We start from the raw sequence: 26,442 nt of genomic DNA, 5'->3' as shown, positions 1-26,442 counted from the left end.
GTGGATTTTTGTATTGTTATGTAAAGTGATTTTGGTGTATTAAACTAAATGATTGTTTTTTTTGATAATTTGGATCAAAGTATTTACAAGTTGGATATTTATTTGAAAAAATGACGGTTATTTTGTTATTAGTTGGTTTTGTTTTTGGTATATCAATGAAAATAAAGATGATTTTTCAATTTCGTTATCTTGTGCTGAACTTTTTTTGTTGTTATTAACGATGTCATGCTGTTTGATTTTTATAAAAATGAAATGGTATGGATACAGCATATCATGCTTATAGTTATCCATATGGCGATATGGATGCGAAGTTTTGCGAATAAGACAATGTTTAATAAAACTGCATAGTTTTAAATAAAAACTATACAACATGACAAGTAATTGACTATTTTTTAATGATGCTAAGTTGATAGTTGTGTTTCATTTGTCTTTTTAGGGTTGACTGACATTTTTTTAAACGTCTTAACGAGGATGAATTGCTCGATTACCATTATTCTAGAAATAGTTGTTATCCTGCCAATTTAAGGATGTTTTATAAGAATGATATAAAACTATTATAAAAGGATGAATCGAATTAAAATAAAAAATTATGCATAATAATTGTATTAACTATAAATCAATCTTATAAAGGATATCTTTAATTAATGTTTTAAGGCTATTTTATTATTCAGGTGATCTCTTGATTCATTATATGAAGATTTTTTATATTAATGTGCATTACTATAAACTATATATATTATAACGTGACTATAAAGATATTCGTGTGATGATGCTATTCTTGGTTTTACATACTGTAAATGATATCTGAAAATGAAAAGGTGTAATTTAATATAAGAAAATAGCACTTCTATTCGATTTTTTATTTTTATTTGTTGGTAAGCAATGAAAATAAGAAAAAGCACTCTAATATTAAATTGATTGATAAAACCAAAAAAGGATAAAGTTATGAAAAAAACAGTTAGGTTGATTGTTAAAATAAAATTAAAACATATTTTAATTGATAATGTCTTAAGATTTAGAGTTAAAGAGGATATGATAAACGATTATCAGCTAAAGAATTATCATTTCATCCCAGCTATGCCAGATTCGTTTGTTATGAAGCTTAGTAATAATAATAACAAATTGAATACAGAAAATCTTTTAGGTATCTATTATGTTGACTTAAAAAAAGAGGTTACTGATGAACAATTGAATAAAATAATCAAAAAGCTATCATTGCTTCCTTATTTTGAATATGTTCAGAAAATATCAGAAGTACCGCCTCCAACAGTATCATTACAAACCTCTTCATATGATACGCCTGATTTTACCTATCGCCAAACTTACAAAAATGGATTTATGGGTAATTATAGCGGTATCGATATGGAATATGCATGGTCTCTCGGTATTGCAGGTCAAGGTATTAGAATTGCAGATATAGAGTGGGGTTTTAATTTTGACCATATTGATTTAAAAAGAGAGAGTTTTATTCAATTAATCCCACTGACAAGACATGAGCATGATTATCATGGAACGGGTGTTGCGGGAGTATTGTATGCAAAAGATAATGGTTTTGGTGTTACAGGTATGGTCCATGATGCCGATGTTCTATATGGTGTTACTGAATACATTAATGGTGATGGCGCTCGCCCAACCTGCATCGCGATTGGATTAGAACAATTAAGGGCGGGGGATGTTTTTTTATTCGAAATGCAGGAATATCATGGAGAACCTGCGGATTATAATAAAGCCGTTTGGGATATGATTAAAGTGGCGACCGATGCGGGTATCATTATTGTCGCGACAGCAGGTAATGGTAACTGGGATTTAGATAGCGAGCAGTTTGCCGAGTATCGAAGTTGGGGTGACAATGGCGTGATTATGGTCGGTGCGGGAACCGCAATAGGCCGTAATAGATGCAATTTTTCTAATTATGGAACAATGGTTCATGTACAAGGATGGGGCGATTGGTCTGTTGTCACAACAGGGGGCGGGAACTTATATAATGGCCTCCCTGATGGCGATAATGATTATACAAATACTTTTTCTGGTACATCTGCCGCTGGGCCAATCGTGACTTCCGCAGTTGTAGCGATTCAATCTTGGTATAAAAGAGAAACAAACAATGTTTTATATCCAGAGGAAATGCGAAATTTACTGATTGAAACGGGTCTTGCCCAAGGTAATGAAGTCCATGGTCATATCGGGCCTTTGCCTAATATTAGGAATGCAATTGAAAAGCTAGAAAAATCTATTACTTATTTTAACGTTATCAATAATGAAAATATTTACGCAAATGAAATTAATTCTTATCTTAATAATTATCAAGTAGTTATTATTAATTTTGGCAATGGCAATTGGAGTAATACAACTTATATTCCTGCGGCATCGGGATTTAATATGGGTAAACGAATCTATATTAATAATTATGCGACACTTGATGCAGAAGTCTATTTTAACTTTAGTTCAACTCCTGTTGTTTTAGAAACGAATGAATCTATTTCGTTGGTTTCTGATGGTGAAGAGTGGAATGTCAGATAATAATTCATGTAAAAAAAAGATAATTTATTATCGCTTTCTATTTTAATAAATACTATTAAGCATTTAATTGTGATGAATACCTATCTCAATACTTACCAACACGGAGGGTATTGAGTTGGTATTCTTTAACTTATTTATTGACTAATGAGTATGTCAATATTTGATAATGTTATATATTAAACTCTATTTTCAATGCTCATCTTATGAGATGATTCGGGGTGTTAAATTAAGGAGATATTCTGATATTTTTATACTGCATTATGTTATGAAGTGTAAATGTAGTTATTGATAGGATAGGTCTCCATATAGTGGAGTTATGACTGCCTTACGCTGGAACATCAAAATACGAAAATAAAAGCATTTGTCTTTAATTGAAGGTTTGAAAATCATTAATGATTTTCAATTTTGCAAAAAAGGAAGTCAGTTGTGAAAAAGCTACAAAGATTAATTGTTAAGGTGAAATCTCGCTATTTATTAATCAATGATGGATTGAGCATTAATATTAAGGATTGTATTAGAGAAGATAATCCATTAAAGAATTTATATTTTATTCCTGCTATGCCAGATTCTTTTATTAGAAATAATAATAAAAATAATAAAGTTAATACAAAAAGTTTAGTCGGTATTTACTATGCTTGCATTAAAAAAGAAATGAATGAAGAGCAACTCAATGCCACAATAAACGCGTTGTCAATGTTACCTTATTTTGACTATATCCAAAAGATACCGGAAACGTCCCCGTTGCCTCCAGCAGTTTCAATAAATAATACTTTTTGTGATTCTCCTAATTTTACGCATTACCAAGATTATAAATATGGGAATAGGGGACATTATTATGGTATCGATATGATGTATGCGTGGTCTCTTGGTATTGCGGGCCAAGGTGTTAGGATCGCTGTTATCGATTGGGGTTTTAACTTTAACCATATTGATTTAAAAAGCGCGCGTTTTGTTGAGTTAATTCCATTATCAAAGCATGAGTTTGATTACCATGGCACGAATGTAGTCGGCGTATTATATGCAAAAAACAATGAGTCTGGAATTACAGGCATGGTCTATGATGCCGATGTTGTGTACGGTGTTACTGAATTTACAGAGGGTTACAGCACCCGGCCGACCAATATTGCGATTGGATTAGAACAATTAAGGGCTGGCGATGTTTTTTTATTCGAAATGCAGGAATATTATGGAGAGCCCGCAGATTACAATAAAGCTATTTGGGATATGATTAAAGCGGCGACCGATGCCGGTATTATCGTGGTCGCGACAGCAGGTAATGGTAATTGGGATTTAGATAGCGAGCAGTTTGCCGATTATCGAAGTTGGGGAGACAATGGCGTGATTATGGTGGGGGCGGGAACCAAAATAGGCCGTAATAAATGCAGTTTTTCTAATTATGGAACAAGGGTTCATGTACAAGGATGGGGTGACTGGACTGTTGTAACAACGGGGATTGGCGATCTATACGATGGTGTGCCGGCCGGTGATAATGATTATACGCATACTTTTGCGGGTACTTCATCTGCTGGCGCTATAGTGACTTCTGCGGTTGTAGCGATTCAATCTTGGTATAAAAGAGCAACAAACCATGTTTTATATCCGTTGGAAATGCGAAATTTGCTGATTGAAACGGGGCTTGCTCAAGGGAATGAAGTTCGTGGTCATATCGGTGCGTTGCCAAATATTAGAAATGCCATAGAAAAACTCAAAAGGGTCATCATTTATTTTGATATTAAAAATGATGAGGATATTTATGCGAATGATATTAAAGGATACCTGCAAGAACATGAAGTCGTTATCATCAATCTTAGCGATAGTGAATGGAGTGAATCCATTTTTATTCCAACAGCATCTTTACTTAATAAAACGAAAAGAATTTATATCAACAATAATTCTCAATATACCTCCGAAGTGTATTTGAATTTTAGTGATAATCCGCGTTTTTTGAAAAAAAACGAATCGATCTTATTAGTTTCTGATGGTCAAGAGTGGCGTAATAGATAAATAAAACATAAAAGATTGAGTTTTATTTAAGTTAATCTATCAAGAAAGAGTGACTAAACCGAACATTTTTTATTTGCTGGATAGCGGTTCTACAGTGAGACTAAGAGATAAAGGATAGGGATACAGGAAAATCGCAAAAGCAGCGCAATAATCAGTGATGAGATGTTGAAATAAAATAGTCTCTAACCTTTTATTTTACGAAATTTATATATTCGATATGTTGTGAAGTTTGCCGTATTTAAAGCATGAAATTGAGTCATTAATAGCAATAATAAAAATTGCTAATAGGCTCTATATAGGTAAATACGGGTATGAACATTGAAAAAAGCGATAAAGCGACTTGCTGAGGTGCCATTTATGTAAATTCCTCACGACATGCTAGGAAAGGGATAGTATCATGGCTATCCATTAGCTTTTTATTATACTCGGAATTTTTATTGTGACCTCATTTGCTGAACTTAACACGCTCCCTGAAGAACAACTTACCAACCTCACTGAACTAGGTTACTTAACGATGACGCCCATTCAGGAAGCGGCGTTACCCGCTATCCTGGCGGGCAAAGATGTTCGTGCACAGGCAAAAACAGGGAGCGGTAAAACAGCCGCTTTTGGATTAGGTATTTTACAACATATTGATGCGAAACAGTTTAATACGCAATCTCTCGTTCTATGTCCAACCCGTGAATTGGCAGATCAAGTCGCGAGTGAACTACGTCGTTTAGCACGTTATATGGCCAATATTAAAATTTTAACCCTGTGTGGTGGGGTGCCATTTAGTGTGCAACGTGATTCTTTGATTCATGCCGCGCATATTATTGTGGCGACGCCAGGTCGACTCCTTGATCACTTAAGTAAAGAAACAGTCAAACTGGATGCGCTGCAAACTTTAGTATTGGATGAAGCTGACCGCATGTTAGATATGGGATTTGCTGATGATATTGATGAGGTGATGAGTTATGCCCCTGTCGATCGCCAAACACTATTGTTCTCAGCAACATGGCCGGAAACTCTTCCTGCGATGAGTCAACGTATTCAGCGTAACCCAGTAACGATTGAAATAAATACTGTCGATGAATTACCCGCGATTGAACAGCAATTTTATGAAGTTGCTCGCCATGAAAAAATGGATTTATTACAGAAGTTACTGAGTCAACAACAACCCGCTTCTTGCGTTGTCTTTTGTAATACCAAAAAAGATTGCCAAGCAGTCTATGATGCCTTGAATGAAAGTCGTCAAAGTGTATTAGTTCTTCATGGTGATATGGAACAGCGTGAACGAGATCAAACATTGGTTCGCTTTGCTAACGGTAGTAGCCGTGTATTAGTGGCAACGGATGTAGCAGCACGTGGCCTTGATATAAAATCACTCGAAATGGTGATTAACTATGAGCTGTCATGGGATCCTGAAGTGCATGTTCATCGTATCGGTCGTACCGCACGAGCTGGGGAAACGGGGCTAGCGATCAGCCTGTGTGCTCCCGAAGAAGCTCAACGTGCAAACGTGCTAGAAGAGATGTTGCAGATGAAGCTTAACTGGAAACAGCTGCCAACAGGGTTAAGCATCACACCGCTTGAAGCGACAATGGCAACCTTGTGTATTGATGGTGGTAAAAAAGCGAAAATGCGTCCGGGGGATATTTTAGGTGCTTTGACTGGTGATCTGGGCTTTGAGGGCGCGGATATTGGTAAAATCACTCTTCATCCGACACACGCTTACGTTGCGATAAAACGCTCTATTGCTCATCAAGCATGGAAACAATTGCAACAAGGTAAAATTAAAGGCAAATCAGTGAAAGTGAGATTGCTAAAATAAATTATAACGGCGGGCAATATGCTCGCCGTTTTTGTATAAGCCTATTAGATGGGTCGATAACATATGAAGATAGCACTTATTGGTTCTGGAAAAATAATCATGTCAGCTTTAGATGCTTTAACAGAGGTTTCGGGCATTGAGGTGATGGCTTTATGTGTTCGAGCATCAAGTATTGCAAAGGGTGAAGCGATCTGTCAGCAATTTGCTATCAATAAACTTTACACAGATTACGAGGCGCTATTACAAGATACAGAGATTGACGTTGTTTATATTGGCTTGCCAAATCATTTGCATTATAGCTATACGTTTCAGGCATTAATGGCAGACAAGCATGTCATATGCGAGAAGCCATTTACGCCAGAATGGCAGCAGTTACAGGAGCTTGTGCTGTTAGCGAAAAAAAAGAGACTGTATTTATTTGAGGCGATTACGGCAATACACACCCCGGGCTTTCATTTCATCCAACAAAATATCAATAAAATAGGGGAAATAAAGGTTATACAAGGCAACTATTCACAATACTCAAGCCGATATGATGACTATTTACGTGGTAGCGTGCATGCAGCATTTGATCCACAGCAAGCCGGCGGTGCTCTATACGATATTAACCTTTATAATATTTATGTGTTATCTGCACTAATGGGCGCTCCTGATAATAGCCATTATGTGTGTAATAAAGGTTATAACGGCATCGATACCTCAGGGATATTAACACTACAATTTGGTTCAGCCATTGCCGTGTGCTCAGGTGCAAAAGATTCTGCTAGTCCAGGTTACTTTATTATTCAAGGGACTAAAGGATACATCCGGGTCGAAGGTGCACCGAGTCTTTGCCAATCTGTGGAAGCTTGTATTGAAGGTCAGGTGACCTCAGTTGCGCATGAAGCATCAAATAATCATATGATATTTGAATTCGCTTTCTTTCGAGATCAAATCGCATCGCAAAAGTTGACGCTATGTTATGAACTGCTCGAATTAGCGCTGACGGTTTCAAAAATACTCCATAAATCAAGAAATGATGTGGATATTTCTTTTTCCTGACTGTATCAGTGACTCAGGGCATCGCTGGCAACCTTGATATCCATCGTCAAAGCTGCCAGCAATAACATCAATCAAAATCATTTAGAACGAATATAAAGACGCAATGGATTGCCCCAGTTTTTCGGCAAGTTCTGAGGATGCATATCTATCCATCACAATCTCGATATAAGCCGCACTGTCTTGAGATTCTGCATGTTGAATTGCCTTATCTAATTCATCACAGGTGGTGACTTTTTGACAATACCAATCATTGCAGCCAAGCGCGGCAGGTAATTGAGCATAATTCCACTGTGGCAGGTCGTTGTAATACGCTTCAGGATCTTTACAGAGTAAACGTTCAATAAGATAACCATCATTATTAAGTACAAAAATAATGGGTTTTAGGCCAAAGCGAGCGAATTGACTGACTTCTTGCGCTGTAAGTTGATGGGAGCCTTCACCGGTGACTAAAATTACTCGGCGGTGTGGTTCGGCGATTGCAGCTCCAAAAGCAGCAGGTGTCGCCCAACCGATCGAACCCCATAAGGTTTGATTGTGGAACTGTGCATTTTCAGGAAGCAAGGCAAACCCTAATCCCATTGAGGCAGTTCCTGTTTCCGCGATAATAATATCATCTTTTTTAAACATTTTTTCGAGGCGAGGGTACAAATAACCCGCCGTAATTTGCCCATTTTCACCTTGTATAGGCGCCCCAAGATCTTGAGCTTTGATACCTGGGTGATTTAATGCTGGAGCCAGTTGCTTAAGTTGAGCGAGCACGTCATGCATATAGACTTGCGGATAAATGGCTGAGCCAACCTTAACATGATCCGCAAGAATATTAATGCGGTTTTCTGGGCGGATGGTTGCGGTAAAGCTTCCGGAGTTAAAATCTGTCAACACAGCGCCAATTCCCATCACACAATCACAACTTTCAACAAAGTTGCCAACTTGTGTGTTCATCAATTTACCATTGTAAATGCCCATATAAGATGGATTGGACTCGCTGACAATACTTTTATCCATAAACATCGTGGCATAAGGTAATCCTGTTTTATCAATAATTGCTTGAACATCATCGGCATAGCCTAAACGAGCACTTAAGATACCAGGAATAATACAGGCTTTTTGGCTTGAGTTGAGTTTTTCCAAAATAGCAGTAACGGCGGATGATAATGACTCACTATTACTTTTATGAATAATGGTTTCTTCAGTGTTTTTATCTGCTATAACGGGCATTACTGCATAGTCTGATGGTAATCCTATGTAAACCGGTCGACGCTCATGAAGAGCCGTCGCTATCAAACGTTCTGTTTCGGCAATGCAGTTTTCAGGTGTCAAAATCGCATGAGCACAACTTAAATGTTGGCTCATCTGATAGAACACGTCGAAATCACCATTACCAAGTGTATGGTGGACTAAGCGATGGTTTTTTTGTACACCACTGGTAGGCATACCAACTAAATGAAAAATAGGAAGATGTTCGGCATAAGATCCAGCAATACCGTTTAATGCACTTAATTCACCGACGCCAAATGTTGTAGAAAGGGCGGCAACGCCTTTAATACGCGCATAGCCATCTGCTGCATATGCTGCATTCAGTTCATTGCAGTTACCTATCCAGCGCATATTCGTGCTTTCACAGACGGCATCCTCTATTGGAAAGGCATAATCACCTGCAACACCAAAAATATCATTGATGCCGATCTCATTTAGACGAGCTAAAACATATTCGATGACGGTTTTATTCATTATATTATCTCCTAATACTTAATATGGTCGATAATTCTGCTTTTTATTAGTTTTAGCGTGGATTTTTCTTTAACGGGAATTATTTATAATTATTCTATCTATAACTAAAAGTCATAGGGGGAGCAATGGATATACGTTCATTACGCTATTTTGTTGAGGTCGTACAACTGAATGGGTTTAGCCGAGCGGCAGAACACTTATTTGTCACCCAGCCCGCCATTAGTCGTAGTATAAAAAAACTGGAGCAAGAGCTTGGTTATACATTATTAGTCAGAGAATTTGATGGGGTCAGACTGACAGATGAAGGCGAGATTTTATTCAGTCATGCAAAACAAATATTGATGCAATTCCATAGTATGAATAAAGCACTCAAAGAAAGAGCAGGGCCGTTATCTGGCGTTTTAAATGTCGGACTTCCCCCTGTGATTGCATCGACGTATTTTGCTGACATTATCATGGTGTTCAGTCAACGTTATCCGCAGATAGAATTAAAAATTATTGAGCTTGGCTCTCGTAAAATGATGGAGGCGATGCTGAAGGGCGAAGTCGAAACCGCCGCAGTCATGCTCCCATTCGAAAATGAACAATTTGATTTACATGTTTTTTCATCGGACCGACTAATGTTACTGGTGAGTGAACAGCATCCATTAGCGCTGCACAGCTCGGTAAAATTTGCAGAGGTTGTCGATGAACCATTTATCTTTTTCTCAGATGATTTTCGAATTAATGAACTCGTCACTAGTGCGTGCGGGATTTATGGGAAAAAGCCTACGGTTGTGGGGCGTAGTGGCCATTTAGATTTAGTTACTGCAATGGTGAGAGCAGGTGTCGGCATCACCTTGCTGCCTGATAGTATGTGGAATAAAACGCGGGCTGATGGTTTATCGATCATCCCTGTCGTTGAGCCAGTACTTTCGTATGAATTAGCATTAGCAACACTGAAAAATATACCGCAAAGCCGTAGAGCGAAAGCATGGCATGATTTGGCGATAGAAATGTTGTAGTTATTGTAAAGATTATAGATATCAACATACTGTGACTATTTCTATGATTTTTATCCCCATAAAAAGTGGTGGCCTTTTTATTGATGGATATCGAGGTAGTAAAATCGGCCTGATCCTTAAAATAAGCCATCCATAGTTAGATTTTCATCAATAAATAAGTCACAATAGTTCCATTATCTTTATTGATGTAAGTAATGGAATCATGGCAAGAAAACCAAAAGAGACAAAAGTTGAACCATTAGAAGTTATTCTGTGGAAATCAGCAGATAAGCTGCGTAAGAATATTGATGCTGCCGAATATAAACATGTTGTTCTTGGACTGATATTCTTAAAATATATTTCTGACTCTTTTGAGTCGCATTATGAAAAGCTCAAAAAAGGTGAGGGTGAGTTTGCTGGTGCAGATCCTGAAGATCGCGATGAATACATGGCTTATAACGTTTTCTTTGTTCCAGAGAAAGCCCGTTGGTCAAACCTTCTCAGTAACGCTAAACAACCGAATATTGGTAAATTAGTCGATGAGGCAATGGAGGCGATTGAAGAGGATAACCCGCAACTAAAAGGGGTGCTTCCGAAAGTTTATGCACGTCAAAACCTTGATGCGACGGTATTAGGGGAATTGATTGACCTTATTGGTGATATTGCTTTAGGGGATGCTAAATCACGTTCCGCTGACGTCTTAGGCCATGTTTTTGAATATTTTTTAGGTGAGTTTGCTCTTGCGGAAGGTAAGCAAGGCGGCCAGTTCTATACACCTAAATCGATAGTTTCTCTATTAGTGAATATGCTTGAGCCTTATGAAGGTCGTATATTCGATCCATGTTGTGGTTCCGGCGGTATGTTTGTGCAGTCTGAAAAATTTGTCGAGTCACATCAAGGAAATATCGATAATATTTCGATTTATGGGCAAGAATCTAACCAGACCACATGGCGTTTGGCGAAGATGAACTTGGCTATCAGAGGCATTAACTCTGAACAAGTGAAATGGAATAGTGAAGGCTCGTTTCTTAATGATGCTCATAAAGACCTACGTGCTGACTTTATTATTGCTAACCCACCGTTTAACGTTTCTGATTGGTCTGGTGAACAGTTGCGCAAAGATGCCCGTTGGCAGCATGGAGCTCCACCTGTAGGTAATGCTAACTTTGCATGGATGCAGCACTTCTTGTATCACTTGTCACCAAAAGGACAAGCCGGTGTTGTATTAGCGAAAGGCGCATTAACGTCGAAAACTTCAGGCGAAGGCGATATTCGTGCAGCATTAGTTAAAGATGCCAATGTAATCGATTGTATTGTTAATCTGCCTGCTAAGCTGTTTCTTAATACGCAAATTCCAGCGGCATTATGGTTTATGCGTCGTGACCGTAAGAACTCTACTCAATATCAAGATCGGAGTGGTGAAATTCTGTTTATTGATGCGCGTAATCTTGGTCATTTAATTAATCGCCGCACTAAAGTGTTATCCGATGATGATATTAAGCTAATTTCGGATACTTATCATAATTGGCGTAATAAAGACGGTGTTTATGAAGATGTTGCGGGTTTTTGTGCATCGGTTTCCGTTGAGAAAGTGGCTGAGCTGGATTATGTGCTAACTCCAGGTCGTTATGTAGGACTTGCCGATGAGGAAGATGATTTTGATTTTAAAGAGCGCTTTACCCAGTTGAAAACGGAGTTCGAAGCTCAATTAGAAGAAGAAGCAAAACTCAATCAAGCAATTGCTGAGAATTTGGCGAAGGTGATAATATGAGTGAGTGGCAAAATGTGAAACTAGGAGAGATTGTCACCTTACATTATGGCAAAGCTTTAAGAGCCCAAGATAGGATAGAGGGAGATATTCCTGTTTATAGCTCTGCTGGGATCACAGGATACCATAATGTCCCTTTAGTTATGAGTAAAGGTATAATTATTGGGCGAAAAGGAACTGTGGGGAAAGTTTATTACTCTGAAAAACCATTTTGCTGTATAGATACGGCATATTATATTTTACCCAATGAATCAAAATATGATTTTATATGGTTATATTATCAGTTAGGGACAATTGGTTTAGAAGAATTAAATGAAGATAGCGCAGTACCTGGTTTAAACCGGGAGACAGCATATAGTCAGGAGATACTACTTCCAACTATATCTGAGCAGAAAGCCATCGCTTCGATTTTATTATCTTTAGATAATAAAATTCATTTACTCCATCGTCAGAACAAGATATTAGAAGATATGGCTGAAACTCTTTTTAGACAGTGGTTTATTGAGGAAAAATGCGAAAATTGGAAAACATTTACTTTAGGTGATGTATCAACTGTATTGATTGGCCGGACTCCACCGAGAAAACAAACTCACTTATTTTCTCGAAATGATGCTGATATTAAGTGGTTATCAATAAAGGATATGGCAAAACCAAGCATTTATAGAACTTGTACTGAAGAATACCTACCAGTATCAACAATTAAAGATTTGAAAATTCCCATTATATCGGCTAATACGGTTGTTTTAAGTTTTAAAATGACAGTCGGCAGAGTAGGTATTACGTATGAAGATATGGTTTCAAATGAAGCTATTGCTCAATTTAAAATTCAAAAAATCATAACTACAGAGTTTTTATATTGTTTTTTAAAGCAATTTAATTATGACTCGTTAGGAACTACTTCAACGATTGTTACATCAATAAATACCAGCTTAATAAAGTCTATTAAGTTTAGTATTCCGAATGAAGAAAAAGTTATAAACTTCTCTAATATTACAAAGCCTTTATTTGAAAAGGTAAAGAAGAATCAGGAAAAAATCCAAACCCTAGAAAAACTCCGTGATACCTTACTTCCTAAACTGATGAGTGGGGAAGTGCGCGTAAAATATACTCCAGAAGCAGAACAATAATTGTAGTAGGCAGCGTGAATTGAACGCTGCTTTTTTATTACCTCTACCTGATAGGATGACAATAATGTCAAAAATGACGGAATCCGATATTGAAAAAATGGCGATTGAGCAATTACAACTGTTAGGCTATAAATATGTTTATGGTCCTGATATAGAGCCAACAAGCATTAATTCATTACGCGCCTACAACCAAGTCATCCTTCAGGAAAACGTATTAACAGCATTAAAGCGTTTAAATCCTCATTTAAGCGAAGAAAAATGCCAAGAAGCACTGAAACAAGTTACACAAATAAACACCCCAGATTTAATGAATAATAACCTCAATTTTCATCGTTTATTGACGGAAGGAATTAATATTGAGGTGACCAAAAATGGTCATACACAAGGTGAATATATTTGGCTGGTGGATTTTTCACAGCCCGATAATAATGAATTTATTGTTGTTAATCAGGTAACCATTAGAGAAGATCGTAAAGAGCGTCGACCTGATGTAATTATTTATATTAACGGCTTACCGCTTGTCGTTATTGAACTAAAAAATGCGACTGATGAAAATGCCACGATAGAAGGGGCATATAAACAAATAAAAACCTATCAACAGGATATTCCATCCTTATTTACCTACAACGCTTTTAGTGTTATTTCTGATGGATTGGAAGCCAAAGCTGGAACGTTATCGGCTGATTTTGAGCGTTTTATGGCATGGAAAACCGATAATGGCATGACTGAAGCGAAAAGAACGCAACCACAATTAGAAGTATTAACGCAAGGTTTACTAAATCCAGTGACCTTACTCGATATGATCCGCTATTTTATTGTATTTGAGTCGAGCAAACAGGAAGATAAAAATGGCATTATCTCGATCAAAACGGTCAAAAAAATGGCCGCTTATCACCAATATTATGCAGTGAACGCAGCGGTACTTTCGACAATACGTGCCGCAAATGTGAATGCAGACTCCCCGTCAGCAGAAGTTGCATTACGTTATCAAGGGCGTAATAAGCAGCACTTAGTACAAGAACAAAAAATAGGTGATAGAAAAGCAGGGGTTGTTTGGCATACACAAGGTTCTGGTAAATCGCTTTCTATGGTGTTTTATACCGGAAAAATTGTATTGGCACTCGATAATCCAACCGTAGTGGTTATTACAGACCGTAATGATTTAGATGATCAGCTTTTTGGTACCTTCTCATCTGCGGTGCAATTATTACGTCAAACACCAAAGCAAGCCGACAACCGCGAAGAATTGAAAGAATTACTGAAGGTTGGTTCGGGTGGCGTGATATTTACGACTATTCAGAAATTCCAACCCGATACGGGTAGCAGTATTTATGAATTACTTTCAGATCGCAGCAATATTGTGGTCATTGCTGATGAGGCGCATCGTTCTCAATATGGTTTTGGTGCAAAAGAGGTTGATGTTAAAAATGAACAAGGAGAAGTTGTTGGTAAGCGAACCGTTTATGGGTTTGCTAAATATATGCGAGATGCGTTACCTAACGCAACCTACCTTGGATTTACAGGAACACCGATTGAAAAAACGGATGTGAATACACCAGCTGTATTCGGTAACTATGTTGATATCTATGATATTGCCCAAGCAGTGGAAGATGGTGCAACAGTACCGATTTATTATGAAAGCCGCTTAGCCAAAGTCAAAATTAGCGAAGAAGGCAAACAGCTTATAGAAGCTTTTGATGAGGAATTTAGTGAAGAAGAGCTCACATTGACTCAACAGCAGAGAGCAAAATGGGCTCGTATTGAGGGAATTATTGGTAGCAAGGAACGAATTAAAGCGATCGCTGAGGATTTAGTGACCCATTTTGAAGAACGTTTAGTCGCGAATGCTAATCAAGGTAAAGGCATGATCGTGGCAATGTCACGTCGTATTGCTGTGGATTTATATAATGAAATAGTTGCGTTAAAACCTGAATGGCACAGCGATGACCTTAATGACGGCGTGATTAAGGTTGTGATGACATCTTCTGCATCTGATGGACCTGAAATATCTAAACATCATACAACGAAAAGAGATCGACAGCTATTAGCTAACCGTATGAAAGATGAGGATGATAAACTTAAATTAGTCATTGTCCGAGACATGTGGCTCACAGGATTCGATGCTCCAAGTATGCACACCTTATATATCGATAAACCGATGAAAGGCCATAATCTGATGCAGGCCATTGCACGTGTTAACCGAGTGTATAAGGATAAATCAGGTGGGTTGGTCGTTGATTATTTAGGTATTGCGGCTGATTTAAAATCGGCGCTATCTTTTTATTCGGATGCGGGGGGGAAAGGTAAACCAACCTTAGATCAGGATGAAGCCGTTACTGTGATGCAGGAGAAACTAGAAATTCTGCAAGGAATGCTATTTGGTTTTGATTATAGAGAGTATTTTACTGCAAGTACTTCTCGTAAATTAGCCATTATTTTAGAAGCAGAAGATTTCATTTTAGGGCTGGATGAAGGTAAAGGAAAAATACGTTTTCTCACCGCAGTGACAGCATTGTCTCAAGCATTTGCCCTAGCGACTCCTCATCCCATAGCAATGGAATCCACACCCGAAATCGCTTTTTTTCAAGCGGTGAAAGCGCGCTTGGTGAAATTCGATAATACGGTTGGAGGAATAACAAGTAATGAAAATATAGAGCTAAGAGTTAAACAAACTATTGATCAGGCATTAGTGACTGATACAGTTGTGGATGTTTTTGATGCTGCTGGAATTAAAAAACCGGATATATCAATTCTGTCTGACGAATTTTTAATGGAGATGCAAGACTATCAACATAAAAATATTGCATTAGAAACATTGAAAAAGCTATTAGCAGATGAAATAAAAGTTAGAACCACCACTAGTATTATTCAAGGTAAAAAACTAATGGAAATGCTTAGTGGAGCGATAAAAAACTACCAAAATAAAATTTTAACGGCAGCTGAGGTTATCGATGAGTTAATCAAATTAGCTAAAGATATTAACAAAGTAGATGCAGAGGCAAATGAGCTGAAATTATCGCCATATGAATATGCCTTTTATACTGCGGTTGCTGAAAATGACAGTGCTAAAGAGTTAATCGGCAAAGATAAACTGAGAGAACTCGCGGTGGTTTTGACTGAAATGATTCGTAGCAATGTAACGTTAGATTGGACAATAAAAGAATCTGCTAGAGCAAAAATCCGAGTGATCGTAAAACGCTTACTTAACCGCTATGGCTATCCGCCCGATATGTCATTGTTGGCAACAGAGACTGTACTGGCACAGGCTGAATTACTATCAAATGAACTATTAAGTTCGGAGTGAATGAAGCTCGATTTATATTTATGCGCTAACAGCGAAGAAGGGGCACTAATGGAGTGCCGGAGTGAGATAAAAGTGAGCTAATAATCTAGTGATGACAGTATCACTTTAAGCTAAGTAGACAAGGATGTCTTTGCACTATGGATAAAACAAAAAATTATCGTCTCTCTTGTTATTAATGACCGCACTCTATAAAGATATACCTATTTATCGTTAATAAACGTAATCATCTTATCTAAATCTCGAAAAATATTAGTTGATTATCAATAACGCGAGTCATGATATAACGAGTAAAATCGATGCATAAGAATAAAGGCTGATATAATCAATGTTACTCTATAACTAATAATAGGCTTTAATATTTATGATGATTAATAAAATATAGACATAAAATTACTGATTAATTAAATGATAATATCAATAAGATGAAACTTTTTTTCATGTGCTCACTTAATAACAGTTTTTATTGTTATGTTTTATGATAAAGATAAGAAAATGAAGTCATTAGTGAGAGAATATATGGATATCAATCATAATAAGTATTAAATATAAGGTTTTTCTTCCTATTTTATTTTCTGCAAAGCTATTTGTTTTTATTTTTTACTGTAAAGGTGTTTTTTATATTCTATGCTATAGTTTAAAGAACTACAGATATCAAAGAGGAATTTTATCTCTAGTGGTGGATCCCATCAACGGTATCTTATTGTTATATAAATATTAAATATGGGCATCATTTTAAGAATGAATAATGATTTTAATGAAATGTTTTTATGGATTATCGATAATAGAAAAATCAATTAATGGTGATAATTAAATGTGATGAGGTGAATTTATGAATAAAATAACAATGGTGATAATGGTTTTATTAACGACTTTTTTATTAGCATGTCAAGATAGCATCATCAATAATGAAGAGGGTGAGGTAAGTTCAAGTCAAGAAATCTTATCAAACAATGATACAGCTGTAGAACGTTAAAATATAACTCAATCAATTCATTATAAAGTGAATTTATGATTGGTGCTATATGAACAGATAATAGTATTATTTATATTGAAAATTAAATTCCTATATAGAAGCATAGAAAATGCTATTTGATATTGTTATTTCAATATCTTGGATATTAAAGTTAATCCAAAAAACAAGCAAAATAGAAGGAGGAATACCATTGGAATTATAGGAGAAAATGTGAGAGTAATGAGAATGGCTCATGATGTCTATAAAATAACTGAATAAGATTTATGTATATTCACTCAATGATTTTTTAGTATATTTAATAATGAGCCTATTCTTAATAATAAATACAAAAAAGTCATTGTCACTAGCCCCATGTAATGGATTTTATTGTGGGTAATATAACAAAATCAAACTGATATGATATATCTTATTGTGTTTTTTGTTTGAGTAATTCTTATGATTAAATATCATAACTATGTTTGTTAGAGATTTTCCAATTAGATTAGCCTATTTATCATGATGATGGTCAAATGTATTTAAAGTGATATTTTTGTTAATTTAATTTTAAATGTCATTCTCTATATCATGAATACAGAGGCGCAGATTTATTCACGAAACGCTAAGCGGTTTCTAAAAAATATTTTCCCTACTAACAAAATAACGGGTAATATTGTTACCTAAGTCAATTTATTGTCTATCCATGATGCACGGTTATCATTAAAAGACACTGACATCTTTGTCTATCCCCCTAAATTGCATTTGAGGTATATTCCTTTATCGATGGCTATTTATTGAAGGGAAATGTAGGTTTACTTACTCTTAGGGAGACAAGACGATAGAACATATGCGTTAATAAGAGGGAATATATTATGGCAGAACCGCAGTATTTATTTGGAGAAATACCTTTATCACGGGCAGCCTTTGAGCGTTGGTTAAAATCAGAATTTACGATAGCAGAAGCATCAGGTCATGCCCAGAAATTACAGCAACAAACCATTGCTCAATCGTTTTTAACTTATCTCAATGCCCCTTCAGATGAATTACGCTTTTTGTTGTTACATGATAAACAGCAGGCAGTTTTACGTTGTGGATTATGGTTAGTATCGGATGAGCTTAGTGATAATATTTTACATCTTGTTGAGATTTTAAAAACAACGGCCTCTTTTGTCGCAAGAAATACTACCGCGACGGTAATATATGGTGAAAATATCGCAGGTACTTTGATCGTTGAAAAAGACAAATCAACCCTATCAGATAAAGTCACTCGTTTTGATACTCCAAACTGGGCACAGGAGTGGTTGCAAGAGCTTGAGGATGCCAGTGAAGATAATATAAAAAAATGGATTGATAGCAAATTATGGAATCAAACTAAACGTCAGTACAATATATATTTGCGTAATGCGACCCCAGATAACCGTATTCATATTAAAAACACAGATTTCTTCTCTAATGGAACTCAGGTTGTTAGCTGGGAAAATGAGGTATTGCCTAATGCTAATCCTTTCACGTTTAAGCGCATATTTACCGATAGTTTAAACAATATCTATTCTGACAATAATTCGGTATGGCTGCATCCTAAACTATCGTTAAATATGCCCATATTGATAGATACGAATTTATTAGGAAAAACGATTCGTTTGCTTGAGGGGGATTACGACACTGACTTTATATTACAAATCGACAATACATTATGGTTTTCTGTGATAGAAAATCGTCAATTTAAGCTTGGCTCTATCACCGTGGATATGGCAACTTTTCAAAAAATCAATGATAGCCATTATATCGATAAAAATGCTTTTTACGGCTCAAACCACCAGCAGGGAGTTTTTAAAATTGAAGGAGTCGACCCTCGTACTGTGACAAAATTTGACAACATATTTTCAATATCGGGTAATCAAGTCTTTTATTATAACGGTGTGTTAGAACATGCTGACGCAGCAACATTTCGCCAACAAGAAAATTATTATCTCGATAAAAAACATGTCTGGGAGGGAACAAAATTATTAGAAGGTTTCGATCCCCACAGTTTTGAAATTGTTGATTGGCGTTTAGGGTTAGTGAAAGATGCTAACAATGTTAGGATTTGTTGGAAAAATATAGAGAACGCTGATGCGTCAACAGTAGAACTCATTGATGTTTATCATGGGGCTTATTGGCGTGATAAGCAGCATATATGGTACTTCAATCAACAACTTCAACCATTAACACTACCTGATGATGGTGAATTATATTTTTATCCAAAAAGCAATTTTTGCCGTGTTGGGCAAAACATCTGGTGTCAGGCACATTTACTTGAAGGTGTTGATGTTGAGACCTTTACAGTGATTAAGCCTACTATTGGGCGTGATAAAAATTATTATTACTACGAAGAGCATCGATATACACACCAAGAGTATGCGGAAAAGGATGTTGAGCGTTATTACACTTTTGGTTAATTCAACAGTGAGTATTTAGATAATAAGTGGCCAAGGTCACTTATTATCATGATGACTCGCTAAAAGAAGTTATGCATTGCTCATCATTTACTTGATAGCATTGTTGTTCTAGCAATCACATCATACTGTTCTCTTTGAAATTAATCTTTTCTTATCTTTCGAGTGTTAGAGATAACAGTCTATTACTATTGAAACTGTTTTGTCAGTGAATAAATATACAGCGCCTTTAATTAAATAATATATTATTAGACTCTCTTTATGAAAATTTAGGATGATTATAGTTAGATTCTCTATATTGTAATGGAGAAGTTAACATTAACAATTTTACTATGCTTATGGCCGTAAGAAATTACAGATACACAGAATTATTTACAGGGTCTATCAAAGGCGACGGTATTTGGTCACATCAGCCCAATCTTTCATTTGCAACCATTCTTTTGCGATGATTTGAAATGTATTTGCGGATTCGTTCGCTTTTCTGATCTTATCTAGTCGCTTAGCTTGTGTTGGATTAATCCCTTCTGAGACGAGTTTTCTAGCATCATCACATTTAGAGCTGGCTTCAGCTAGTGTTACCAATGGGTAGTTGCCTAATGCCAGCATGCTCGATTTTCCATTTATTTGAAAATGAAACTGCCAGCTTTTTTACCATTAGGTATCACCTCAAGGTACAAACCGTTGAAATCATTGATACGGAAAGTTTTTCTTTAGATTTTGCTGTTCTGTATTTTGTGTCAGTAAATATAATAAATTCAAGTAATTATGTGGATTTATATGATTATACTCACTGAAAAAAGAGAAGATAAATAAGCAATATATTTATTTAGGTGTGAGTTTTCATGAAATTCAGTGAGACATTAAACAGCATAAAACCATAGTAATATTATGAATTTTATGCTGTTTTTAAATGATGCTTAATGGGACAATCTTAAACTAGAGTATAGGCTTACACATTAAACAAGAAGTTTAATACATCGCCGTCTTGGACAATGTAATCTTTACCTTCAGCACGCATTCTACCGGCTTCTTTTGCTCCTTGCTCACCGCGATATTTAATAAAATCATCAAATGCGATGGTTTGAGCGCGAATAAAGCCTTTCTCGAAATCTGTGTGAATTTTGCCTGCCGCTTGAGGTGCAGTTGCGCCAACAGGAATGGTCCAAGCTCGAACTTCTTTTACGCCTGCGGTGAAGTAGGTTTGAAGATTCAATAATTCATAACCTGCACGGATCACGCGATTCAGTCCGGGTTCTTCAATTCCCAAATCTGCCATAAATTCATCACGTTCTTCATCTTCAAGTTCAGCGATATCTGACTCGATTGCAGCACAAACAGGAACAACGACAGAGCCTTCTGCTTCAGCGATCTTATATACCGTGTCAAGATATGGGTTATTTTCAAAGCCATCTTCATTCACGTTTGCAATATACATCGTTGGCTTGAGCGTTAAAAAACTTAAGTAACGGATGGCTGCTTTGTCTTCAGTGCTAAGGTCTAAAGTTCTTAACATGCCGGCTTTTTCAAGGTGCGGCAAACATTTTTCCAGAACTTCGAGTTCCGCTTTCGCATCTTTATCACCGCCTTTGGCGCGTTTTTGAATACGATGGATCGCTCGTTCGCAGGTATCAAGATCAGCGAGAGCCAACTCAGTATTAATAACATCAATATCTTCCGCTGGGTTTACTTGACCCGCAACGTGAATAATATTGTCATTTTCAAAGCAACGAACAACATGCCCGATGGCTTCCGTTTCACGGATGTTAGTTAGAAATTGGTTACCTAAACCTTCACCCTTTGATGCACCTTTAACCAAACCAGCGATATCAACGAATTCCATCGTAGTGGGTAAAATGCGTTGTGGTTTTACAATCTCAGCCAATTGATCAAGACGTGGGTCTGGCATTGGCACAACACCTGTGTTCGGCTCAATCGTACAGAAAGGAAAGTTGGCTGCTTCGATGCCGGCTTTGGTCAACGCATTAAACAGTGTGGATTTACCCACGTTAGGCAGACCAACGATACCGCATTTAAAACCCATATGTTTCTCACCTTAAAATAGCAAGGGGCAGGCGAGTGCTGCCCTGAATGTTAGAAAATTGGCGCTGATTATACACAAAAAGTTGTTTTTGATGAAATGAACTCTTTGTATAGGCTGATTTTACGCTGTCGCTTTAAAACTATGCAGACGGTTTATTGCTTTATCCATTCCATCACTGAGTAAAATGTCGGTACAGCGTAATGATTCATCGATAGCTTCATCAATCAGCTTTTGTTCCGTAGCAGTTGGTTTGCCGAGAACAAAACCAACCACTTTATTTTTATCGCCTGGATGGCCGATACCAATACGTAAGCGGTAAAAATTAGGGTTATTGCTGAACTTGTTTTGGATATCTTTCAAGCCGTTATGACCACCGTTACTGCCGCCAAGTTTCATCTTAGCAACACCTGGAAGTAAATCTAATTCGTCATGAGCGACTAAAATTTCATCAGGATTGATGCGATAAAAATTAGCCATGGATAAAACTGCTTTACCACTTAAATTCATGAAGGTCGTCGGAACGAGGAGTCGTACATCATGACCATTCAAATTGATACGGGCGGTGTAGCCAAAAAACTTGGCTTCCTCTTTTAAGGATTGATGGTGACGTTCTGCCAGCTGGTCGACATACCATGCTCCAGCATTATGACGAGTTTGGGCGTATTCAGCACCAGGATTGGCAAGGCCAACAATTAGTTTTATTTTGCTCACGGCTAATAGTTCACTGTCAGTTAATTCAATTATTAGGCCTAGTTTACCCTGAGAGGGGAAGATGTACAAAATTGAAATAGCGCTGATGCGGGCTTATTTAATATAAAATGTAGTTATGGGTAAAATATTTTTATAAAAAGCATCTTTTGTACAGAAATAATGAAAAAAGTCTAACCCTGTGATTGCCATCGCAAATAATTTTACTTAATGCACTATAATAACAGCATAAAGATATATTTTTTCGGAAGTTTCAAACATGCTTTGCTTATCAATCTACTGATACGGGAGGTAGATATGAAACGTAAAACAGCTCTCTTAATTGGTAATATTTTAATGGCGTTGGGTCTAATTGTCATGATAGGAAGCATTGCGCTGAATTTATCTTCTCATGTATTTAGTCTTAACTTACCAGATATGCTTACGATGGGGTCTTTATTTGGTATTTTTGTCGGCGCTATGATTTGGCTGGCGGGTGCAAGATTAGGTGGAAGAGACAAAGTTGCCGACCGTTACTGGTTGATAAAACACTATAACCATTCAAACCGTGATAATCACCGCTATCCATAAGTCATTTTGTCTGATTTAATACAATTTAGAATTATTGTGTTAAATAAATTGAATTAAGTAAAACAACTTATTCAAGTCAATTAAGCGTTTCTAAGGGTGCTGATTACAGCACCTTTATTATTTGGGGACCCGCTATTATTTTGTGGATTGAATACCAATGTTTTGAGTGAATGTTACTGTAATAATGACTGGAGCATGGGCAACTATGTGTATTGGTGTATGAGTAGCTGATTATTTAATGACTATCTTTAGATAGACTGAAACACACTGAATTTGTTTTGCGCATTTCTTCTGATTGCAACCCAGTATATTACCAACGTTATTCCTACCTCTATTTTTATTTCTTTTATGTGATAGTTAAAAGCGACATAACAGTTGAAATAAACAGGCGATAATACAGCCTATTAATAAAGAATGGCCTCAAGGTTATCATCAATATCTTTTTATTTTTTCATTTGAGTTCAGATTGACGGTGAGTGAAAGATGTAGATAACAATAAATAACAGAGTTAGGTAAGGGAATAACGTTGTTGTATGACAATACATAAAGCCCCTACGGTTGAATATCAAGCGTAGGGGCGCTACTTAAATCATGACGTTCTGCTGCTGAGCAAATAGAAAAAACGAGGTAGTTATACCTCGTTAATAATGCTTAGTGCTCAAACATCGCAGAAATTGACTCTTCATTGCTAATACGGCGAATTGCTTCGGCTAGCATGCCTGAAAGCGTCAGCGTACGAACTTTGTTCAACGCTTTAATTTCAGGTGAAAGAGGAATTGTGTCACAAACAATGACTTCATCAATAACTGAATTTTTGATGTTGTCGACGGCGTTACCTGAGAAAATCGGGTGAGTCGCGTAAGCAAATACGCGTTTTGCACCACGTTCTTTCAGTGCTTCAGCCGCTTTACACAGCGTGCCACCAGTATCTATCATATCGTCGACTAAAATGCAGTCACGACCAGAAACGTCACCAATGATGTGCATAACCTGAGAAACGTTCGCACGTGGGCGACGTTTATCGATAATAGCCATATCAGTGTCATTTAATAGTTTCGCGATTGCTCTAGCGCGTACGACGCCGCCGATGTCTGGAGATACAACGATTGGGTTTTCCAAATCTTTCTGGAGCATGTCTTCCAGAAGGATAGGGCTACCAAACACGTTATCAACAGGAACATCAAAGAAGCCCTGGATCTGCTCAGCGTGTAGGTCAACGGTGAGAACACGGTCAACACCTACACTAGACAGAAAATCGGCAACAACTTTAGCGGTGATTGGTACACGGGCAGAACGTACGCGACGATCCTGTCTAGCATAACCGAAGTAAGGGATAACAGCGGTAATACGACCAGCAGATGCACGGCGCAGCGCATCGACCATAACAACCAATTCCATTAGGTTATCATTGGTAGGTGCACAGGTTGACTGGATGATAAAGATATCACCACCGCGAACATTTTCATTAATTTGAACACTGACTTCGCCGTCGCTAAAACGACCAACAGCCGCGTCTCCAAGATTAGTGTAAAGGCGGTTAGCAACACGTTGTGCTAGTTCCGGTGTAGCGTTACCAGCAAAAAGCTTCATATCGGGCACGAGAAAAACCTCAGGCTTGCGTCCAGAGAGATATTGTTGACCAATAAGACAGTTAAGTTTGTCACTATTGGTGCAATACACGGGTTATCCCAGCGCGGAACTTGTGCAGTGGCGATTCGTTCACTCCTTGAGCGACGAAACCATGCACCCACGATGGGGCTTTATTTAACACCTTTAGGGCATCGGCTTGCGTTTCAAATTCAGAAAAAACACAAGCCCCTGTTCCAGTCAGGCGAGACGGAGCATATTCTAACAGCCAAGAAACGAGCTGTTCAACCTCACGAAAACGTTTTCTTGCAATTGGTTCGCAATCATTTGCGTACGGAGCCAGTAATAATGCGGGTAGTGGGCGTTTTGGAGAATTTCTATTTAATTGTGGATCTGTGAAGATCATCGGGGTTGAGATTTCAATTCCTGGGTGAGCAACCAGATACCATTTCTCTTTAGGCGTGGCTGGAGTCAGAATTTCACCAATGCCTTCCGCAAAAGCAGCGTGTCCTCGAACAAACACCGGAACGTCCGCACCGAGTTTTTTACCTAATTCGGCTAAGATTTCATCTGAAATTGCAGTTGCCCAATGTTCATTTAAAGCAATTAACACGGTCGCCGCATTGGACGAGCCACCGCCGATACCACCGCCCATTGGCAAAATTTTATTAATGTGAATATCAGCACCCAGCGGTTTGGAGAGGTTAAGGACATCACGACAATAGCATTGGAGTAATTTAGCCGCTTTGACGATTAGATTTTTTTCTGGCTCAACACCAGCCATGGTGGTGAGTAGATTGATTTGATCGTCAGCTCGAGTGGTTATCGTAATCTCATCGCCATAATTGAGGAATTGAAACAGCGTTTGTAGCTCATGATAGCCATCTGCTCTACGACCGGTGATATAGAGAAAAAGATTTAATTTTGCAGGTGAAGGCCATGTTAACGTCATTTTTGTAAGGTCCAACTATCCATTTTTAGCTTAATTAGGCGCGAACCCTGACTCAGTTCAAGGTTGCTTGGTAACATTGGTTTAGTGCTGGTATCGTAGGAAAGATAGTTAAGCTGCCATTTTTCACCATTACCTTGTTGTAAGGTGACGGATTTGAGTAAATGGTTATCATCGAGTTCATATTCTGTCGCACGTCCCGGAGAGCCCGTTAGCCAAGCTGTTAGGTCGTCAAGAGGGATCTCCATGCCTGTAAGTTGATAAATCAACTCTGAAGGCACGTCACTCATATGAGTTTGTCCATCTTTTGTCGTCAGACGCGCTAAATCGGGCTCTACGGTGAGTTCTAACTCACGGCTACCCAGAGGGTTTGTTAACAATAAGCGATATTTTTCAGGTGTATATTGTTGCCAGAAGAATTTGGCATAGGTTTTACTTTGACCACCATCGTAGACAAAAGAGCCACGTGTTTGGTAATTCCGAAGCGCGTTCACTTCTTGTAAGTGAGCTTTCCATTCAGGATCCGCAGAGGAACCAGTACCTGATGTTGTCGTCTGTTTTGTGGTGACACACGCCGTTAGCAACAAACAGGAAAGTGGTAATAAGCGCCAAAAGCCTCGAGTGGAGGAAGGACCCAGAAAAGACCAAGTAGTAAACAGTTGCATAGCGACTCTCAAAAATCATCGGGTGAAAAATAACAACGCGTCTTTCAATAATGGTGACTCTTGCCGAAGCATCTCTGTTATCGCAATCGAGAAAATTATCGTCATGGATAACATGGAAAGAGAAAATAGCGCGACAAGGAACGGAAATATTGCGTTAAAACGACCAAATTATCAATCGGATTGAAGAAGTTTTGCCTATCTATACAATAGGAAAACGAGAGTGATCATGGATTTGATCTGTTAAGTG

The 26,442-nt window shown here is 37.6% G+C and carries 17 protein-coding genes and 1 pseudogene; 11 read left to right on the top strand and 7 right to left on the bottom strand.

Annotated features, from left to right (window positions below):
* Positions 1–945 precede the first annotated feature (945 nt).
* From ACWPW6_RS10715 to ACWPW6_RS10700, 4 genes are all read left to right on the top strand, one after another.
* Positions 946–2,520: a S8 family serine peptidase gene (locus ACWPW6_RS10715; protein WP_154635656.1), complete on the top strand. Its 1,575-nt coding sequence runs from the start codon at positions 946–948 to the stop codon at positions 2,518–2,520.
* A 426-nt stretch (positions 2,521–2,946) separates the two neighbouring features.
* Positions 2,947–4,524: a S8 family serine peptidase gene (locus ACWPW6_RS10710; RefSeq protein WP_249998839.1), complete on the top strand. Its 1,578-nt coding sequence runs from the start codon at positions 2,947–2,949 to the stop codon at positions 4,522–4,524.
* A gap of 439 nt (positions 4,525–4,963) precedes the next feature.
* Positions 4,964–6,337 carry an ATP-dependent RNA helicase DbpA gene (gene dbpA / locus ACWPW6_RS10705; protein ID WP_249998837.1) on the top strand — a complete coding sequence of 458 codons (1,374 nt, stop codon included), beginning with the start codon at positions 4,964–4,966 and terminating at the stop codon, positions 6,335–6,337.
* 63 nt (positions 6,338–6,400) lie between these two features.
* On the top strand, positions 6,401–7,378 hold the full coding sequence (locus tag ACWPW6_RS10700) for a Gfo/Idh/MocA family protein (protein WP_257759849.1): 978 nt from the start codon (positions 6,401–6,403) through the stop codon (positions 7,376–7,378).
* Between the two features lie 81 nt (positions 7,379–7,459).
* Here ACWPW6_RS10700 and ACWPW6_RS10695 read toward each other — a convergent pair whose 3' ends face one another.
* The gene (locus ACWPW6_RS10695; RefSeq protein ID WP_249998834.1) at positions 7,460–9,109 is read right to left on the bottom strand and encodes an alpha-keto acid decarboxylase family protein; all 1,650 of its coding nucleotides are present in this window, start codon (positions 9,107–9,109) and stop codon (positions 7,460–7,462) included.
* A gap of 125 nt (positions 9,110–9,234) precedes the next feature.
* Here ACWPW6_RS10695 and ACWPW6_RS10690 point away from each other — a divergent pair, with 125 nt between their 5' ends.
* The 6 genes from ACWPW6_RS10690 (at position 9,235) to ACWPW6_RS10665 (ending at position 19,678) form a co-directional block, all read left to right on the top strand.
* Entirely contained in the window at positions 9,235–10,113 is an 879-nt protein-coding gene (locus ACWPW6_RS10690; protein WP_154624116.1) for a LysR family transcriptional regulator, read from the top strand.
* A gap of 202 nt (positions 10,114–10,315) precedes the next feature.
* A complete protein-coding gene (locus tag ACWPW6_RS10685; RefSeq protein WP_249998832.1) occupies positions 10,316–11,863 on the top strand; it encodes a type I restriction-modification system subunit M in 1,548 nt (515 codons plus the stop codon).
* Positions 11,860–12,987 (top strand): restriction endonuclease subunit S, encoded by a 1,128-nt coding sequence (locus ACWPW6_RS10680; RefSeq protein ID WP_249998831.1) that lies wholly within the window; start codon positions 11,860–11,862, stop codon positions 12,985–12,987. The genes ACWPW6_RS10685 and ACWPW6_RS10680 overlap by 4 nt, the downstream gene beginning before the upstream one ends.
* 64 nt (positions 12,988–13,051) lie before the next feature.
* Positions 13,052–16,291 (top strand): type I restriction endonuclease subunit R, encoded by a 3,240-nt coding sequence (locus tag ACWPW6_RS10675; protein WP_249998829.1) that lies wholly within the window; start codon positions 13,052–13,054, stop codon positions 16,289–16,291.
* Positions 16,292–17,120: 829 nt separating this feature from the next.
* Positions 17,121–17,264: a hypothetical protein gene (locus ACWPW6_RS10670; protein ID WP_154635653.1), complete on the top strand. Its 144-nt coding sequence runs from the start codon at positions 17,121–17,123 to the stop codon at positions 17,262–17,264.
* 848 nt (positions 17,265–18,112) lie between these two features.
* On the top strand, positions 18,113–19,678 hold the full coding sequence (locus tag ACWPW6_RS10665; protein WP_249998827.1) for a DKNYY domain-containing protein: 1,566 nt from the start codon (positions 18,113–18,115) through the stop codon (positions 19,676–19,678).
* Positions 19,679–20,062: 384 nt separating this feature from the next.
* On the opposite strand, the pseudogene ACWPW6_RS10660 reads toward ACWPW6_RS10665, so the two are convergent.
* The 3 genes and pseudogenes from ACWPW6_RS10660 to pth form a co-directional block, all read right to left on the bottom strand.
* Positions 20,063–20,423: pseudogene (locus tag ACWPW6_RS10660) on the bottom strand (Arm DNA-binding domain-containing protein); the annotation flags it as partial.
* 201 nt (positions 20,424–20,624) lie between these two features.
* Positions 20,625–21,716: a redox-regulated ATPase YchF gene (gene ychF / locus ACWPW6_RS10655; protein WP_154622881.1), complete on the bottom strand. Its 1,092-nt coding sequence runs from the start codon at positions 21,714–21,716 to the stop codon at positions 20,625–20,627.
* 120 nt (positions 21,717–21,836) lie between these two features.
* Positions 21,837–22,427 carry an aminoacyl-tRNA hydrolase gene (pth, locus tag ACWPW6_RS10650; protein WP_163861917.1) on the bottom strand — a complete coding sequence of 197 codons (591 nt, stop codon included), beginning with the start codon at positions 22,425–22,427 and terminating at the stop codon, positions 21,837–21,839.
* Positions 22,428–22,721: 294 nt separating this feature from the next.
* Here pth and ychH point away from each other — a divergent pair, with 294 nt between their 5' ends.
* Entirely contained in the window at positions 22,722–22,994 is a 273-nt protein-coding gene (gene ychH / locus ACWPW6_RS10645) for a stress-induced protein YchH (RefSeq protein WP_154623230.1), read from the top strand.
* 651 nt (positions 22,995–23,645) lie between these two features.
* On the opposite strand, the gene prs is transcribed toward ychH, so the two are convergent.
* From prs to lolB, 3 genes are all read right to left on the bottom strand, one after another.
* The gene (gene prs, locus ACWPW6_RS10640; RefSeq protein ID WP_006661866.1) at positions 23,646–24,593 is read right to left on the bottom strand and encodes a ribose-phosphate diphosphokinase; all 948 of its coding nucleotides are present in this window, start codon (positions 24,591–24,593) and stop codon (positions 23,646–23,648) included.
* Positions 24,594–24,657: 64 nt separating this feature from the next.
* Entirely contained in the window at positions 24,658–25,533 is an 876-nt protein-coding gene (gene ispE / locus ACWPW6_RS10635; protein WP_196713052.1) for a 4-(cytidine 5'-diphospho)-2-C-methyl-D-erythritol kinase, read from the bottom strand.
* Complete coding sequence (gene lolB, locus ACWPW6_RS10630) at positions 25,530–26,168, bottom strand: lipoprotein insertase outer membrane protein LolB (RefSeq protein WP_375097495.1); 639 nt, start codon at positions 26,166–26,168, stop codon at positions 25,530–25,532. Before lolB ends, ispE begins: the two co-directional genes overlap by 4 nt.
* Positions 26,169–26,442: the final 274 nt, after the last annotated feature.

This window comes from Providencia sp. Marseille-Q8014, assembly GCF_965112055.1.
Note: the sequence above shows the minus strand (reverse complement) of the source record. Positions and strands in the feature narration are given on the sequence as shown.